Genomic DNA, 17,190 nt, shown 5'->3' on the forward strand with positions numbered 1-17,190 from the left:
TAGGGGGGAACGAGGGGGGTCCGGAGTTGGGGTTAGGGGATGAGGGGGAAAATGTTGAGGAGTAGATAGACACGGTTTAAAACCTTGCCAGCATTGGTTTTCTACCTTAAGTTGACACGGATGCACATCGGTGCGCCCCTACTCACCTGGTAAGGATTTGGAATCGGAGGGTTCTGTATATTGACAGAAAATATTTAACCCAATCTTGAGAATATACAATACCACCACAGTGGCGATCGCAGGATCAAGGGGTAAGCCAGCTAATCCCACCAAATACACAATTAATCCCGTCAACAAAGGTGTACTTCCCGGATTCTTGCTATATTCCTGTACCTTAGTGCGGAAGCTATCATCACCACACAATTCCTGACGCAACTGGTTCAGCGTCACTTCCCACAGGGATTTGTCAGGAAAATCGGGGATTGGACCATGTTGCTGAAAATACAGTTCCTCAAACGATGCCTCAATATCTCCATTATGGTCTTTGAGAACTGCGATCGCGTCCTGGGCGGGATCATCATTGGGTAATATTGCTTGATAGGAATTCAGTTGGGAGGGGGTGAGTTGAGTATTCATCGTATCCACACAGGTTCAATCAGGAACGCAACCGGAAGTCTGGCACTATAGGGAGATCAGGATCTGGTATCGATTGTAGCCTGAGACATTCATGAGTGCGATCTAAAGCGCAACTACGAACAATGCTCGAAACTGTATGCTGAAAAGGGAGGGGATAGTATACCACTATCCCCCAATAGTCACTTAGACGATCCCCATTCGACTTCATGACTTAATCCCTTATCGCTGATCAGTTTAGCATCCTTATGGCATCCTCTCCTCATCTCCCGAATCAACCTTGGTGCTTCCACTCTCCCCAACTTGACGATATCCTCGATCGCACTCCGGTTACGGTGACGCTGGATACACCCGTGGTTGAGGTTTTGGCGCGAATGAGTCAGGTGCAGGGATGTTCCTGTTCCCAGGAGGGAGAAAAGACGCCAGAATCCCCGCAGAACCCCTTACTGTCTCCTTCCACTAGCTGTGTCTTAGTTACTCAGGGAACCCAGCTTGTGGGTATCTTTACTGAACGGGATGTGGTGCGCTTAACTGCACAAGGGCGCAATTTGGCGGGGGTGAGTATTCGTCAGGTGATGAGTCCCCCAGATTATCGCCTCAAATCGAGCGAGTTTCGAGATGTTTTTAGCGTTCTAGGTATTCTTAAACAATACCAGATTCGTCATCTGCCTGTGGTGGATGATCAGGAACAATTACTGGGTTTAATTACCCTTTCCACCCTGCGTTCGGTGATTGAACCCTCTCATTTGCTGAAACTACGAACCGTGGATGAGGTGATGAATAGGACGGTGATTCAAGCCACCGTGGATACCTCAGTGCTGAAACTAGCGCAGTTAATGGCACGACATCGAGTCAGTTGTGTGGTTATATGTCAAGCTGACTGTTCACGCCATTTAGAAAAATCGACATTAGTTCTAACCCCCCAACCCCCCTCATTCCCCCCGGCGAGGGGGGAGAATTCACAGCCTCTATCCTTGCAGGAGAGAGGTTTGGAGAGAGGGTTTTCAGATCCTGTGAAAAGTAATATATGTCAAGAGTTTCCGGCTGGAAATCAACAAAAACCTGTAGGAATTATCACCGAACGGGATATTGTCCAGTTTCAAGTATTAGGTGTCAATCTGAGTGGATTACAGGCAAAGGATGTGATGAGTCAACCTCTATTTTACCTGCGTACCCAGGATAATCTTTGGCACGCCCATCAGGAAATGCAGCGTCGTTATGTGCGGCGATTAGTGGTTACGGGCGATCAGGGGGAATTGCTGGGAATTGTTACCCAAACGCGGTTGCTGCAAGTTCTTGATCCGATGGAAATGTACGGTGTGATTGACCAACTCCAGCAAGTCATCGGTCAGTTAGAAGCGGAAAAAATTGAGTTATTAGAAAGTCGCAATACTCAACTGGAAGAATTAGTCCAATCCCGCACCCACCAATTACAAAAACAGGCGGAACGGGAACATATTTTACGCTCGATTGCCCAACGGATTCGCTGCTTCTTAAAACTACCGGATATCTTCCAAGCCACGGTTAAAGAAGTGCGCCAGTTACTCCATTGCGATCGCGTCTTGGTTTATCAGTTTGCCGAGGATTGGAGTGGGGAGATTGTGGCGGAATCGGTGGGTGACTTTCCCTCGGTTCTCGGTTCCCAAGTTCGCGATGCTTACTTCCAAGAAACCAAAGGCGCTGACTATCTGAATGGGCGGCGTCAGGTGGCGCATAATATTTATCATCAAGGGTTAACTCCTTGCCATTTAGAACTCCTGGAACAGTTTCAAGTTAAAGCCATTCTCACCGTTCCCATTATTATTAACGAACAACTTTGGGGCTTATTAGTTGCCCATCATTGTGCCGCCCCTCGCCCATGGGAACCTCAGGAATTGGACTTATTAGAACAACTCAGTGTGCAAATCGCGATCGCGATTCAACAAGCGAATGCGTTTTCCCAACTCCAAACGGAACTGGCGGAACGGCAAAAGGCAGAACAGTTGGCAAAGGCGACGCAAGAACGACTGCATTATTTACTCTCGGCGAGTCCCACGGCTATTTACAGTCGCCAGTTTATTCCGCCCTATCAAACCACGTTTATTAGTGATAATATTACCGCCCTGATTGGCTATACCCCCGGCGAAATCCTGGAACAACCAGATTTTTGGTTAAATCACATTCATCCCCAAGACTTACCCACCGTTCTCACCGGATTTGCTCAACTGTTTCAGCAAGGCTATTCGATTCAAGAATATCGGTTTAAACAGAAAAATGGAGAGTATCTTTGGCTACAAGATGATTGGAAACTGATTCGCAATGACCAAGGGATTCCCCAAGAAATTATTGGCGCATGGCTGGATATTTCCCATCGGGTACAAGCGCAGGAACACGCCCAAACCAGTGAGAAACTCTTAGAGTTATTCTATGAATCTGCCCCGGTAGGCTTATGTATTACTGATGAACAATGGCGACTGGTACGGGTTAATCCCGCCTTCTGTCAACTGTTTGCTTATCCCCGTGATTATTTATTAGGACGATCCTTAACCGAATTCCTTGACCCCCATCATTCCGGTGAATGGCAAGTACGGCGTCATGATGGTAAATTTATTGATATTCAGGTTACCACTGGACCGATCATGCAACAAGGGGAACGCTGTTTGCGGGTAACCACGGTTACAGATATTACCGAACGCAAAAAAGCCGAACAAGCGATTCAATCCATGGCGGGACAATTGTCTACGGTGATTGATACCGTGGGCGAAGGAATTACCCTAAGTAATAGTCAGGGGAAATTCCGTATCTTTAATCATCAAATGCAGCAAATTACGGGCTATACCCGCCAAGAGGCAAATCGTTGTGAGAATTTCATGGCGAAACTGTATCCTGATCCGCTTCTCTATCAGCAGGTGAAGCAATGGCAAAAAAGTCCCAGTAAGAAGCGCAAACTCCGCACCTTTGAAACAACATTTTGTGATAAAAACGGCGTCCAGAAAACCCTGCTTGTCTCCCATTCGATTATTCACCAAGACAATCAACTCTTGTTTTTAAGCGCCTATCGAGATATTAGCGATCGCAAACAAGCAGAAGAATCGCTGAAACACTTAAATGAAGCCTTAGAAAAGCGGGTGCAAGAACGGACAACGGCGTTAGAACAGACAGTGGAACACCTCCACCGAGAAATTAAGGAACGCCAGCAAACAGAATTAGCCCTACAAGATTCCCATCGCAAGATTAATAATATATTAGAAAGTATTACCGAAGGCTTTTTTGCCCTGGATCAGGATTGGCGGTTCACTCACTTTAACTCCCTCTTAGCCCCCTTAATTAATCGTCCCGTATCGGATATGATTGGCAGATGTATCTGGGATGAATTTCCTGACGCCATGGGAACAAAATTTGAAACCATCTATCGCCAAGCGGCGCGGGAACAAAAACCGATGGCATTTGAGGAGTTGTATGCGTCGAACAATACCTGGTATGAAGTGCGAGTCTATCCCTCGGAAGACGGGTTATCGGTCTATTTTCGGGATATTAGCGATCGCAAAAAAGCAGAACTAGCGTTGCAAGAGAGTCAGCGATTTATCCAACGGATTGCGGATACGAATCCGAATGTGTTATATATTTATGATATCGCCGAACAACGCAATATCTATATTAACCGTTCCGTTGCTCAAGTGCTGGGTTATAGCCCGGAACAGATTCAGCAGATGGAATCCAAACTGTTTGAATCCCTAATGCATCCCGATGATTTAGCTCAAGTTTTACGCCAGCATCAACGCTTTGATACGGCAAAAGATGGTGATATTATTGAATGTGAGTATCGGATGCGCCATGCGAATGGTCAATGGCGTTGGTTATATAGTTGGGATACAATTTTTACGCGCACATCTGAGGGGAAACCGAAACAGATTCTAGGTACAGCGTCAGATATTACATCGCGCAAACAGGTAGAAGAAACCCTACGCCAACAGGTGGAACGAGAACGATTAATCAGTGCGATGTCTCGACGCATTCGTCAATCCCTAGACTTGGAGACAATTTTGACAACGACGGTTGAAGAAATCCAACAATTACTGATGGCTGACCGAGTATTAGTGTATCAGCTTTTTGAAGATAATCGGGGACGGGTAATTGCGGAAGGGGTAGCCTCAGGATTTCCCCAGTTATTGAATAGTATCTTTCCGGCGGAAGCCTTTCCGCCAACCTGTTATCAGAATTATGTTCAGGGAAAAGTGTATACTTTAGCCGATCGCGATCGCGAAGATGTTTTACCTTGTATGGTAGACTTCATGCGGGAGTATGCAATCCGGGCAAAACTGGTTGTCCCAATTGTGCAACAGGATATCCTCTGGGGATTACTCATTGTCCATCAATGTTCCCATCCGCGAGAGTGGCAAACCTGGGAAATAGAGTTACTCGTCTCCCTAGCCACCCAACTCGCGATCGCGATTAAACAGTCTCAATTATACGAGCAATTGCGCCACAATAATGATATCTTAGCCACAACCAATGCGGAACTCGCCCACGCCACTCGGTTAAAAGACGAGTTTCTGGCAAATATGAGTCATGAATTGCGAACGCCACTGAATGCGATTCTAGGGTTATCAGAAAGCTTACAAGAAGAAGTCTATGGAGAGATTACCGAAAAGCAGCGCAAGTCTCTCGCCACGATTGAAAAAAGTGGTAGACATTTACTGGAGTTAATTAACGATATTCTGGATTTAGCCAAGATTGAATCCGGGAAGTTGGAGTTAAACCTGACAGCCGTTAGGATTAGCCAACTGTGTGATGCGAGTTTATCTTTGATTAAACCGCTAGCGTTAGAGAAAAATATTACGTTGTCGGGAAACATCGCAGCAGGATTAGGGACAATTCTGGGTGATGAACGACGCTTACAGCAAGTCTTAATTAACTTATTAAGTAATGCGGTGAAGTTTACCCCAGAAGGGGGACAGGTGACGGTGGAAATTCGTAAGCAAGATGGGGGAGATGAGAGAGACAAGGAAGTAAACGCTACATTTAGTCAGGGCGGGTTTTGTTCAAACGTTACTATCAGTAGCCAAAAGAAAATCCCTAAACCCGCCCCTACCAACCATACCCTTGAGGGGGAGGAAGAGTTAACATTCAACACTTCCCCCAATGAGATGCTTTATATCAGTGTCAGTGATACGGGAATTGGAATTGCTAAAGAACATCGGGAGAAACTGTTTCAGTCTTTCGTCCAAATTGATAGTAGTTTATCCCGGCGTCATCAGGGAACGGGGTTAGGATTAGCATTAGTCCGGCGAATTGTGGAATTACATGGGGGATGGGTAACTGTAGAAAGTGAAATCGGAAAAGGGAGTTGTTTTACCGTGAGACTACCTTGGCGTTCTCATCCAGTGAATCATTCCATCAGTTACCCCGCAGAAAAGGCGACGCTAGGGTGTAGTGTATCAGACATTGAAGATACAACGTTATCGCGAACGACTCCCTTAATTTTATTGGCGGAAGACAACGAAGCCAACACCCAAACCTTATCCGATTACTTACAGGGAATCGGCTATGAAATGATCATGGCAAAAGATGGCAAAGAAGCCGTACAACTCAGCCAACGGCGCAAGCCTGATTTGATTTTAATGGACATTCAGATGCCAGAACTTGATGGGTTAAGCGCCACCCAACAAATTCGCGCCAATCCCCGCACCGCCACCATTCCAATTATTGCCATAACCGCCCTAGCCATGTCAGGCGATCGCGAAAAATGTTTAGCCGCAGGTGTATCCTATTATATGACTAAACCTGTGAACTTGAAGAAACTAGCAACAATTATCAATGCCTTACTCACCGGATAAGCTTATATAAACGATGAATCCTGAAATGTTCCATCCTACATTATCAAACCGTAGCGTTAGCGAAGTAACGCACCATTTAACTTTTGATCCCCCTAAATCCCCCTTCAAAAGGGGGACTTTGATTGAGATTAAGTATTGTAGGTTGGGTTTCGACTTCGCTCAACCCAACAAAATCTAATGCTAAGGTTCATCTACTACGAACGAACACAATACTACCCCTCCTCCCGCGCTTGCTGAAGTAAACAATAAATCGCTAAACCCGCCGCCGCAATTCCCACAAAAGCCGAATAGGTGTACAGAGTAACGACAAATGTACTCACTTCCAAGGTTTTTAGCAAAAGTTCAGAATGCTTCCTATTCATCACAATCGGGTTGAATGGTTTACTCTTCCATCAAACACCCCCGAATCCCAGGTTTAATCCCAATCCCAACCCACTGGTTAACCCCTTTCTCCCAAGTTAGTCCCAACTTAGTCCCAGGTAGGATTATTACTATTGGTATACTGAGAAAAAGATTGTGCGATCGCGCATGTCCAGAGGTACAAAGGTTCATCCCGACTATATCCCCAAGCTGAAACAAGCACTCAGGCGCAATGGCTTCCCGCGTCAGATTGACTTAGCCGAAGCCGTAGACGTATCGAAAAACACCGCATGGAACTTTCTCAACGGTAAACCCGTTGACCACTTAAACTTTCTCGAACTCTGTAATAAACTCGGCTATGATTGGCGAGAGGTTGCCGATTTGGGGGAAAATCCCGAAACCCAAAACGCGCCAAATGTCAATCCCGATTCCCCATCTACCCCATCTCCTGTAGGGGCGGGTTTAGACGCTACCTCAACACCATCAACCGCCAACCCCCCAACAAAACCCGCCCTCACCACCGCAACCACACCAACAAAACCCACATTCAACCCACCATCCCCAAATAACGTAGGGGCGGGTTTAGACGCTAACGCCACAACATCCACCCCCAACCCCCCAACAAAACCCGCCCTCACCACACCAACAAAACCCACATTCAACCCACCATCCCCAAATAACGTAGGGGCGGGTTTAGACGCTAACGCCACAACATCAACCTCCAACCCCCCAACAAAACCCGCCCTCACCACACCAACAAAACCCACATTCAACCCACCATCCCCAAATAACGTAGGGGCGGGTTTAGACGCTAACGCCACAACATCCACCCCTAACCCCTCAACAAAACCCGCCCTCACCACCGCAACCACACCAACAAAACCCACATTCAACCCACCATCCCCAAATAACGTAGGGGCGGGTTTAGACGCTAACGCAACACCATCAACCCCCAACGCCTCAACAAAACCCGCCCTCACCACACCAACAAAACCCACATTCAACCCGCCATCCCCAGATAATGTAGGGGCGGGTTTAGACGCTAACGCCACAACATCAACCCCCAACCCCCCAACAAAACCCGCCCTCACCACGCCAACAAAACCCACATTCAACCCGCCATCCCCAAATAATGTAGGGGCGGGTTTAGACGCTAACGCAACAACATCAACCCCCAACCCCCCAACAAAACCCGCCCTCACCACCGCAACCAACCCAACAAAACCCACATTCAACCCACCATCCCCAGATAATGTCGGGGCGGATTTAGACGCTAACGCAACAACATCCACCCCTAACCCCCCAACAAAACCCGCCCTCACCACGCCAACAAAACCCACATTCAACCCGCCATCCCCAGATAATGTCGGGGTGGATTTAGACGCTACCTCAACCACATCCACCCCCAACCCCCCAACAAAACCCGCCCTCACCACCGCAACCAACCCAACAAAACCCACATTCAACCCGCCATCCTCAAATAACGTAGGGGCGGGTTTAGACGCTAACGCAACAACATCAACCTCCAACGCCTCAACAAAACCCGCCCTCACCACCGCAACCAACCCAACAAAACCCACATTCAACCCACCATCCCCAGATAATGTCGGGGCGGATTTAGACGCTAACGCAACAACATCCACCCCTAACCCCCCAACAAAACCCGCCCTCACCACGCCAACAAAACCCACATTCAACCCGCCATCCCCAAATAACGTAGGGGCGGGTTTAGACGCTAACGCAACAACATCAACCCCCAACCCCCCAACAAAACCCGCCCTCACCACTAAATCATTAAGTATGTTAGGAGATCTTGAATGTCTTCGGTATAATTCGGAAGAAGCAGAGCGTCTTTATCAAAACAGCTTAGAGATATATAGAGAAACTTGAATGTAGTAAGCTTTAGCTTACTTTAGCTTTAAGCCGGAAATTTATTTCCTGGCTATACTTCGGTTAGGGCGCACGTCTATGCGCCCCTACGGGATTGTGATATTGTTATCCCCATCAACGGGATGCGATCGCGCTGAAGCGCAACTACAAACGGCTAACCCCTCAACCCAACCCGCCCTCACCACTCTCCTAAAACTATTGGCATTAATCGGACAACAACGCTACACCGGTTCCCAACACTCGCTCCGCAGTAAGCGAATTTGGGCTAATGCTAATATAGTGGGGATAATCCGACCGTAATTTGTCGCGATCGCACGCCAGCCTAAGTCGGCGAAGAAATAGCCCCACAATACTGGTCCAACGAAAGCAAATAAAGTGCGAGTTGCCCCATAACGTGCTGCATTCGCAGCCATTCCCCGCTTCGCGGTTTGCAGCACCAGGTAATTCTGAAACTGAGTCGCTGCTGCTGCACCTCCCTGAACCGCTGCTTGTTTTGCCACTTGATAACGGGCAAAATGGATGGCAAACTGACGCGCTACCTGTTTAAGAATAATTGGTTTGACAATCGAAGACACGGCTAACGCCGAACCCCCCTTAATCAACAAATCCATCGGATTGTGCTGAATATGTGCCGGTAACGGTTGGGATTGATTCGACTGGGCTAATGAGCGCTGTACCCGCACAGTAAGCGATTTTTGTTCGGCTGGGGGTAATTTTTTCCAGGCGCGACTCATCAGGTTAAGAAATATTTCTGCTTCCAGATCCGTGGTGGATAGTTTTTTAGAATAAGGAATCTTCAGGTAACGGCAAACCTGAATCAGCGCTTGTCGGTAAGTGAAATCATTCGTGCGTCCCTTAAGCACAGTCATCCCATCGGCGGCTAAAAAGCGAAACCGTTGCTCTAGAGTATCCAACCACACCTGCCGATCTTGACTTTGAACGTCGATGGGTTCAGGGGTTTGCAGATAGTCTAGGGGATTAAACTGACGACGGAACAAAATTTGTGTCAGTTGTTGTAATTCGTCTTCCGTTGCCAGTTCTAAGGCGCTTCTGAGTTCATCCAATGGTATTCCCTCCAACCCCTAAGCCACTACTGTTCTCTATTCTACCTGTATACTTAGCATCAACCGGACAGGAGATTTTGTCGTGTTTGATATTGCGATTATCGGTGCAGGTATGGCAGGACTGATCTGCGCTCAACAATTGTACCAAGCTGGGTATCGAGTCGTTGTCTTAGAAAAGTCTCGTGGTGTTGGTGGGCGAGTGGCAACTCGGCGGATTCAGGGAACCCCAGTTGATCATGGTGTGCCGTTTCTAGAGGCGAAAGGCAAGTTATCCCAGCAGCTAATTGAGACATTGTGCGATCGCGGCATTCTTCATCGTTGGATGGATAATCAAGATCAGGCTGAATGTCCATCTCCTCGGTATGTCGCCCCCACAGGTATGACAGCTATTGCCAAATATTTGGCTCAGGATTTAGATATCCGCTTCTCCTGCCGCGTCTGTGCGATCACGCCTACTCCTGAACAAACCTGGCAGATTACCTATCATACACCTGAGGAAACTGACAACAACTTAACCGCCGCCGCCGTGGTTATGGCGATTCCCGCCCCCCAAGCATTAACAGTGCTTGAACCCCTAGAAAAAGAGTTCCCCTCTAATTTCTTAGAGAGTCTACAGACAGTAGACTTTAACCCCTGTTTGAGTGTCATGGCGGGTTATTCCAGCCCCCAGCAACCGCCATTAACATCAGGCTCGATCAACTGTTCACCCGATGCTAATTTAGCTTGGATTGGTGTAGATAGCAGCAAACGGTCTGATTCGACTTCATTAATATGTGTGTTTCATAGTACGGCTGAGTTTGCTCAACCTTATCTAGAAGCTGCCGATTTACAGGAAGCGGGTCAACAGTTACTCACTCACGCGGCTCAAATCCTCGTTCCTTGGCTCAAGACTCCGGATTGGTTCCAAATCCATCGCTGGCGCTATGCCTTTCCCAGAACTCCTGCCGATAAAGATTGTCTGGTGACAACTACACCCTTACCCCTTGTGTGTTGTGGCGATTGGTGTGGGAATAATTTAATTGAAAGTGCGATCAAGTCTGGATTAGCCGCCGCCGTTAAGATAAATCAACACTTGCGGCAACTTTCCTTACCCGATCAAGTCATAAGTTTTGTCGGGGCGGGTTTGATTACTATCCTTTCTTGCTGCACCCAGATATGACTAAACCTGCCCAGTGACGTCAGGGCGGGTTTCCGAAAAAAACATGATGAAATTTTTTCTCTGTGAAAATAAATTCATTGGGTATTTATACCCTGAATAAATTCTTCATAAAAGCTTTATATACAATTGACGAAAATTATATTAAATTAAGTAAAAGAGAGAGCAAACTCAACTCAAGTACATAAAGCCTTCATCTATCCGATGAACTTTAAACGGCTCCAATGAATTGCTCTTGAAGATCAGGTGCGCTACAACTTCATACTCCTTTCGGGGTTAGAGCCGTTAATTCATAAACAGGGGTAATCTGCAAAACTGTTGAAAACGGCTGATACACCTTAGGTATCACCACAAACGCAGGTAACTTTTAGAGGGAACTACCAATGACAACCAGTGCAACTGCCATCAAATTCATTCTTACACCCGTAGCACTTTCAGCAGCCGTATTTGCAACCTTGACTCTACCCCTCAATCTATTCGGTTCCAAACCTGTGACGGTTCAAGTTCAAGAAGAGCCGCTTTTTTTTGGCGAATTGAAAGACTTTGCCCCTCAGTATCTAGGGGTAGCGGGCTTACTGAGCGCAGGTGTGGGACTCACAAGTGTAGCCATGATGGGGTGGCAACAGTCAAATCGGAAATCGGCTGTTGTTGAACAAAAACTTGCCCAATTAACCCAGACATTAGACGAAAAGCAAAAACTGCTGGATAACATCAGAAGCTCACAATCTCAGTTAGATGCGTCTGGGCTACAAAACTGGTTGGATAAACAGGCGACAGAATTAACCAGTACCACAGTAAATCAAGACACTCAGACACCTGCACCCGTAAACGCGATGGAGCAAGACACTCCAGAGATAGAAGAAGTATCGTTGCAAACTGCATTAGAGGAACAGATATCGTCTCCAGCGAATTCAGCACCAGTAGATGTGATTGAAACGCCGCCGCCAGTGGAACCGCAGGTTATGAGTGAGCAACCGATTACTTCCGCTCAAGTGAACTCGATGCAAGCACTCGCAGCATCCTTAGCATCAGCTCAAGCAGTCTTCGGTAATACCCCACCCCAAGATGCACAACCGTCATCGCCAACAACCTCAGAAGTTGAGAGAATAGACCATCAACTTGAACAAATGATGGCACAGATTGTCTCCATGCGACAGGCGCTACAGTCAAATCAGTATACTGTTCAAAATACGGTTGAGGAAGATAGCGAACGGCATCATGGTTTAAAGTTAGTCAGTTAGGAAAAAAGGGAAATGGAGTGGCACAACTAATGTAGTGGATAACGCTTATATCCAAACACTGTAGGGGCGCACCGACGTGCGCCCGTGTCAATTTAAGCTCAACCCCTCACCCCCAGCCCCTCTCCCACGCCGGGGAGAGGGGAGCAAGAGCATCCGATCCCCCTTCTCCCGTGCAACAAAAACGAAGTATCCTCTGTCATCCCCCCTCTTGTAGGGGGGAACGAGGGGGGTCGGGAGAAGGGGTTAGGGGATGAGGGGGAAATGTTGAGAAGTAGATAGACACAGTTTAAAACCTTGCCAGCATTGGTTTTCTACCTTAAGTTGACACCAATGACCGACGTGCGCCCGATTTAATAGTAAAATCCATCCCACAATTTGAGCGTTGTTATATAGCATTACCAAGGCAGGTTAGGACATTTTCTACTGTTCCCCATTCCCTGTTGGGATTAACTGATGTCCTTTCCGTACCTCGTGGTGCTATATCAACTGTTTGGCAAAAGCTAACGCCTCGTCACGAGTCGAAACTTTGCCTTCAATCCTGGCAATTTGAATCTCTGTGAGTAACTCGCCAATTTGAGGACTCGGTGGTAACTTTAACTGTTGGATCAAATCATGACCCGTTACCAATGGAGTCGGATGAGATACTTGATCCTCTGGGTTTAAATAACGATTGGTTAAGGGAGCGATTGACTCAACCGATACCCCTTCTGCAACCGCTAGAACCGCTAAAGCGGGGAAAACTGACCCGACAGCTTGAAAGAAAAAATACTGCTCTCTTAAGCTCATGGGTGAGGTGACATGAGATAAAAGTTGGGGTAAGTATTGAATCATAATCAACACAGCCCGAATTTCGGCGCGGCTGTATTTTAACTGTAAAAGTTTGGCTTGTGCTGGTTCAACCTCAGAGGGTAATACGTTCGTCAATTTTGCTAAACTTAACCACGATAAGGATTTGCCACTGACTGGGGTTTTCAGTTGGCTGGCTAATGTCTGCCATGTTTGAGCCAGTACACTCGCGGCGTTATCCGTTGCAGCGATTTGGGTGAAGTTATCAGCCTTCGTATCCGGAAACCAATGGTGAAGTAATTGATCCTGCCAAGCAGCGGTAAGCCAAGGTGTTCCTTGCGGCGATTGCAGCAGGTAGTTTAATTCAACTTGTACTCGTTCGGCTGCTATGTTTGCCAGTAAGGGAGCCAATTGGCGAATTGTGGATTGAGTCGTGGATTCTATCGTAAAACCCAGTTGAGCGGCTTGGCGATAAGCCCGCAGTAATCGTAAGGGATCATCCTGGAGATTCGCTGGGGATACCATGCGGATAATTCCAGCACGACAATCGGCTACACCCTGCAACGGATCAATAATTTGCTGGGTCTGGGGATTATACGCGATCGCATTAATGGTAAAATCACGTCGATACAAGTCAGTCTCTAGGGTTTCCCCTTCCTGTTGAGCGATGTCAACGGTGGCGGTATCAAAAACAACTCTGGCAATCTGTCGCGCTTCATCTAGCACCACAAACCCAGCTTTGTAATGACTTGCCAGCTTGCGGGCGACTTTCACCGCTTCATGGGGAACCACAAAGTCCAAATCCAAATAGTCAGCCTGTCGTCTCAGCAACGCATCTCGTACCGCACCACCGACTAAGCAGGCTTGAGGCGGTAGCCACTCTAGACTGAAGGGAAACCTTTCAGGAGACAGAACCGATAAGTCAGAATTCATCGTGAGTAACGAATACTGGGGGACAAAGGACGAATGACATCGGACAAATCAAAAAATCCATCGAAATAGTGGTCAATCTAGGGCTGGTCTAAGTTAGGCTAACAAAAAGGACTTGGAGTTTGGGCAATGTGTATTTGCGTTAACTGCCACTATGTAGACCGATGCACCACCTATAATGCGGTGGAAACCCAGCATCAGCAACCCCATCTGACGGAAACGCCAGATTTTGAGCCCATTGAACCAACCATCAATGTCAACATCCGTCCTCAAGCGGATTTTGTCGAGATGGAATGGGATGTCGTGGGATGTAACAGCTTTAAGGAAGAAATGGGCAAATGGGCAAAACTGCGTCCAGGTGAGTTGGTGCCAACTTAAGTAGTTGTATCAAAACAACTTCGCGTTTGACATAGTGGAATCAATTTTACGGTTAAATCGGGCGCAAGGCTTTGCGCCCCTACTGTATCATGCCACTACACCCAATCCCCTACCTTGTCTCAACCGATATAGCGCTACGCGCTAGGCTTTCTTGCAATAAGCAACACCTCGTTCGAGTTGACACAATTTGCCAAAATACGTGAAAATGTGATAGGTGATAAGTTTTTGTAAAGGGTTTACTGGATGTCTTTTGAGCTGTTATCACTGGAGACAATCCAGGAACTGGCACATCAGTACGGCTATTGGGTTATTTTCTCTGGGATTGCTTTGGAAAATACTGGAGTTCCCCTCCCTGGCGAAACCATTACTCTGGTAGGTGGTTTCTTAGCCGGAAGTGGTGAACTCAATTATTGGTTTGTGCTGGCAAGTGCCATTACTGGAGCTGTCCTGGGTGATAATTGTGGATATTGGATTGGCAAAATAGGCGGTTGGTCATTCTTATTGCGATTAGGAGGTTTCTTTCGCATTCCAGAACCCCAACTTGTAGAAGTCAAACGGCAGTTTAGTGAAAATGCCGCTAGAGCGGTGTTTTTTGGGCGATTTGTGGCACTCCTACGCATCTTTGCTGGACCGATGGCAGGAATTGCAGAAATGCCCTACTCTCAATTTTTCTTGTGTAACCTAGCGGGGGCTGCTGTGTGGGCATCCGTTATGGTCAGTTTATCCTTCTTTGTGGGACGGATTATTCCCCTAGAAACCTTAGTCTCTTGGATGGCGAAATTTGGCATCGTGGCACTACTGTTGGTGATTGCTTGGATAGGAGTTTCTATGTGGTTGGAGTCCCGTAAAATCAAAGATGTATCAATTAGCGATCAACCATCAGAGTGATGATTACCGTTAAGCTGCCAACTCTCTCCTTATTGATGTGATTAGAAAAAATTATTAATCCGTCTAAACTCTTAGAAGGAGTGCAAGAGCTGAGTTTGGCGCTTAAGCGGGTTTACTTATCCTTAAGATTTCATTAATTAAAAATCTCTCCTCTTTAGCCACTCAATTCCCCTAGATTTAAAATATTCAGCAATTTTACTGAAGCCATTTGCGACAGATGGCTGATGAAATATATCCCTAGGGATGAATAACAATTAAAGACAAGACTGTATAACAAAACCATGGAAAAGCCTGTGAAGATCAATCTAAGTGGAAAAGACCTCAGTGGCAAGGATCTAACGGCGGCTAACCTGCGGGGTGCTATCCTCGAAAGGACTGACCTGAGTGGCGCTGATTTAAGTGAAGCAGACCTACGGGGCGCTAATCTCAATGGTGCTGACCTCAGCTTAGCCAACCTCAGCTACACGAAATTGACCCGCGCCCAACTCAGGGGTGCTGAATTGCTAGCGGCTGATTTAATCGGTGCTGACCTCAGGGGCGCAGATTTGAGAAATGCAGACCTTAAGGGTGCCGATTTAACGGATGCTGATTTAAGAGGTACTGATTTGAGGGGGGTCAAATTGAGCCGAGTTAACCTCAGAGGTGCTGATTTGAGAGGGGCAAAGTTGAGTAAGGTCTATTTAATGGACGCTAATGTAAGAGGGATAAAGCTGGTAAGCTAACGGCTCGGTTGAACAATAGATTTTAGATTTTAGTGAATTCAAATGCTAAAATCTAAAATTCGTTGTCTTGTTGCTTAACTTACCTGTTCCCCAATCTCAACCATGATTAAAACGGTTGGTTACTGGGTTTTGAGTTGTCTCACGGCGCTAGTTGTTTGGCTAGTGTTTTCGTTTCCTAGCACGAGTCAACTGCATCCCTCAGGAACGGTGAGGATGGTACTAGCCAACGGGGATAGGGGCGCTGTTGTGTCTTTGGCAAACTCCACAAGAGAGCGATCGCGAAATAATAGTGATCCGACTCTACCGTTGAACGACACGTCCTCATCCTCAACCTTACGGGTGATTACGAAGGTTTTTGAGCCATTTGTAATCTATGACAATGGCAACTATAGCGGATTTAGTATCGAACTGTGGGACAAGCTTGCCGAACAAATGGGGGTAAGCTACCAATTACAGGGCGTGGATACCATTGGTCAACTCTTAGAGGAAATAGAACAGGAGATGGCTGATGTCGCGATCGCGGGTGTGACGATTACGTCTGAACGGGAAGAAACCATTGATTTTTCCTACCCCTATTTTGAATCCGGGTTGCAAATTATGGTATCTGCTCAGAACCGTAGCCTCCTCGGTACTCTTTTCCAAGGAACTTTGAGCATTTTATTGACACCAGCCCTTTATTATGCAATAGGATTTTTTGTCCTCTGTTTATTGATCGCAGCTCATCTGATTTGGTTCGTGGAACGCCAGCATAACGAGGAGTTTCCCAAATCTTACCTACCCGGTATCTGGGAATCCTTCTGGTGGGCGGCGGTAACAGTGACAACCGTGGGTTATGGAGATAAAACCCCAAAAAAGGCATTAGGACGGTTATTTGCTTTATTTTGGATGTGTGCAGGCTATTTTATCTTTGCCTACTTCACCGCCAGTATTACCACTAGCTTCACATTGCAAGGATTGCGCGGCGCGATCGCAACGCCTGCGGATTTGCATCATGTGCGAGTAGCGACAGTGGAAAAAAGTGCGGCTCAAGAGTATCTACAGGATAATCGAGTGGCATCTATTTTGTTTAAAACCCTGCCAGAGGCTTATCAAGCTTTAGAGGATGAACGAGTGGATGCTGTGGTTTATGATGCACCTGCTCTACAGAATTATGCGACATCTGAAGGGCAAGGCAAGGTTAAGTTGATTGAGCCGACATTTCAACAACAAAATTATGGGATTGCGCTACCCGAAGGGAGCCTCTGGCGGGAAGCAATTAATTTGACATTATTAAAGTTGATGGAAGATGGGACATACCAAGGGTTGTACCAAGAGTGGTTTGGTATGTCCACACAGTAGTTTCAGAGCTGAAATTCAATGGGGTATTGTTATTCCAGATTACGGCAA

Annotated in this window: 12 protein-coding genes; 7 read left to right on the plus strand and 5 right to left on the minus strand. The window is 46.9% G+C overall.

Annotation, left to right across the window (positions count from 1 at the left end; all coding sequences use genetic code 11):
* Positions 1-138: 138 nt before the first annotated feature.
* Positions 139-576, minus strand: a complete 438-nt coding sequence (locus tag MC7420_RS02915; protein ID WP_006098536.1) for a hypothetical protein — start codon at positions 574-576, stop codon at positions 139-141.
* 245 nt (positions 577-821) lie between these two features.
* On the opposite strand from MC7420_RS02915, the gene MC7420_RS34805 reads away from it, so the two are divergent.
* Entirely contained in the window at positions 822-6,389 is a 5,568-nt protein-coding gene (locus tag MC7420_RS34805; RefSeq protein ID WP_006098654.1) for a PAS domain S-box protein, read from the plus strand.
* A 212-nt stretch (positions 6,390-6,601) separates the two neighbouring features.
* Here MC7420_RS34805 and MC7420_RS39060 read toward each other — a convergent pair whose 3' ends face one another.
* The 3 genes from MC7420_RS39060 to MC7420_RS02935 form a co-directional block, all read right to left on the minus strand.
* Positions 6,602-6,751: a hypothetical protein gene (locus tag MC7420_RS39060; protein WP_157453004.1), complete on the minus strand. Its 150-nt coding sequence runs from the start codon at positions 6,749-6,751 to the stop codon at positions 6,602-6,604.
* Positions 6,752-7,105: 354 nt separating this feature from the next.
* Positions 7,106-8,533, minus strand: a complete 1,428-nt coding sequence (locus tag MC7420_RS02930; RefSeq protein ID WP_198016361.1) for a hypothetical protein — start codon at positions 8,531-8,533, stop codon at positions 7,106-7,108.
* A 327-nt stretch (positions 8,534-8,860) separates the two neighbouring features.
* Positions 8,861-9,703 (minus strand): YaaW family protein, encoded by an 843-nt coding sequence (locus MC7420_RS02935; RefSeq protein ID WP_006098602.1) that lies wholly within the window; start codon positions 9,701-9,703, stop codon positions 8,861-8,863.
* Positions 9,704-9,785: 82 nt separating this feature from the next.
* On the opposite strand from MC7420_RS02935, the gene MC7420_RS02940 reads away from it, so the two are divergent.
* Together MC7420_RS02940 and MC7420_RS02945 are read left to right on the plus strand one after the other, a co-directional pair.
* Entirely contained in the window at positions 9,786-10,862 is a 1,077-nt protein-coding gene (locus MC7420_RS02940; RefSeq protein WP_006098552.1) for an NAD(P)/FAD-dependent oxidoreductase, read from the plus strand.
* 380 nt (positions 10,863-11,242) lie between these two features.
* Entirely contained in the window at positions 11,243-12,100 is an 858-nt protein-coding gene (locus tag MC7420_RS02945; protein WP_006098335.1) for a hypothetical protein, read from the plus strand.
* A 477-nt stretch (positions 12,101-12,577) separates the two neighbouring features.
* On the opposite strand, the gene MC7420_RS02950 is transcribed toward MC7420_RS02945, so the two are convergent.
* Positions 12,578-13,819, minus strand: coding sequence for a CCA tRNA nucleotidyltransferase (locus MC7420_RS02950; protein ID WP_006098641.1), 1,242 nt, complete (start codon positions 13,817-13,819; stop codon positions 12,578-12,580).
* A 126-nt stretch (positions 13,820-13,945) separates the two neighbouring features.
* Between MC7420_RS02950 and MC7420_RS02955 the strand changes: the two genes are divergently transcribed.
* The 4 genes from MC7420_RS02955 (at position 13,946) to MC7420_RS02970 (ending at position 17,142) form a co-directional block, all read left to right on the plus strand.
* On the plus strand, positions 13,946-14,194 hold the full coding sequence (locus MC7420_RS02955; protein WP_006098751.1) for a Ycf34 family protein: 249 nt from the start codon (positions 13,946-13,948) through the stop codon (positions 14,192-14,194).
* Positions 14,195-14,437: 243 nt separating this feature from the next.
* Positions 14,438-15,082, plus strand: a complete 645-nt coding sequence (locus tag MC7420_RS02960) for a DedA family protein (protein ID WP_006098423.1) — start codon at positions 14,438-14,440, stop codon at positions 15,080-15,082.
* Between the two features lie 281 nt (positions 15,083-15,363).
* Positions 15,364-15,804, plus strand: coding sequence for a pentapeptide repeat-containing protein (locus MC7420_RS02965; RefSeq protein ID WP_006098541.1), 441 nt, complete (start codon positions 15,364-15,366; stop codon positions 15,802-15,804).
* Positions 15,805-15,906: 102 nt separating this feature from the next.
* Positions 15,907-17,142 (plus strand): transporter substrate-binding domain-containing protein, encoded by a 1,236-nt coding sequence (locus MC7420_RS02970; RefSeq protein WP_006098532.1) that lies wholly within the window; start codon positions 15,907-15,909, stop codon positions 17,140-17,142.
* The last annotated feature ends 48 nt before the right edge of the window (positions 17,143-17,190 follow it).

The organism is Coleofasciculus chthonoplastes PCC 7420 (assembly GCF_000155555.1).
In the GTDB taxonomy this organism is placed as follows: Bacteria; Cyanobacteriota; Cyanobacteriia; order Cyanobacteriales; family Coleofasciculaceae; genus Coleofasciculus; species Coleofasciculus chthonoplastes_A.

Bases quoted from the DNA above. Each gene is read 5' to 3' on its own strand.
- MC7420_RS34805 (WP_006098654.1), top strand. From the start codon at position 822: ATGGCATCCTCTCCTCATCTCCCGAATCAACCTTGGTGCTTCCACTCT.
- MC7420_RS39060 (WP_157453004.1), bottom strand. From the start codon at position 6,751: ATGAATAGGAAGCATTCTGAACTTTTGCTAAAAACCTTGGAAGTGAGT.
- MC7420_RS02960 (WP_006098423.1), top strand. From the start codon at position 14,438: ATGTCTTTTGAGCTGTTATCACTGGAGACAATCCAGGAACTGGCACAT.
- MC7420_RS02915 (WP_006098536.1), bottom strand. From the start codon at position 576: ATGAATACTCAACTCACCCCCTCCCAACTGAATTCCTATCAAGCAATA.
- MC7420_RS02965 (WP_006098541.1), top strand. From the start codon at position 15,364: ATGGAAAAGCCTGTGAAGATCAATCTAAGTGGAAAAGACCTCAGTGGC.
- MC7420_RS02950 (WP_006098641.1), bottom strand. From the start codon at position 13,819: ATGAATTCTGACTTATCGGTTCTGTCTCCTGAAAGGTTTCCCTTCAGT.
- MC7420_RS02970 (WP_006098532.1), top strand. From the start codon at position 15,907: ATGATTAAAACGGTTGGTTACTGGGTTTTGAGTTGTCTCACGGCGCTA.
- MC7420_RS02945 (WP_006098335.1), top strand. From the start codon at position 11,243: ATGACAACCAGTGCAACTGCCATCAAATTCATTCTTACACCCGTAGCA.
- MC7420_RS02955 (WP_006098751.1), top strand. From the start codon at position 13,946: ATGTGTATTTGCGTTAACTGCCACTATGTAGACCGATGCACCACCTAT.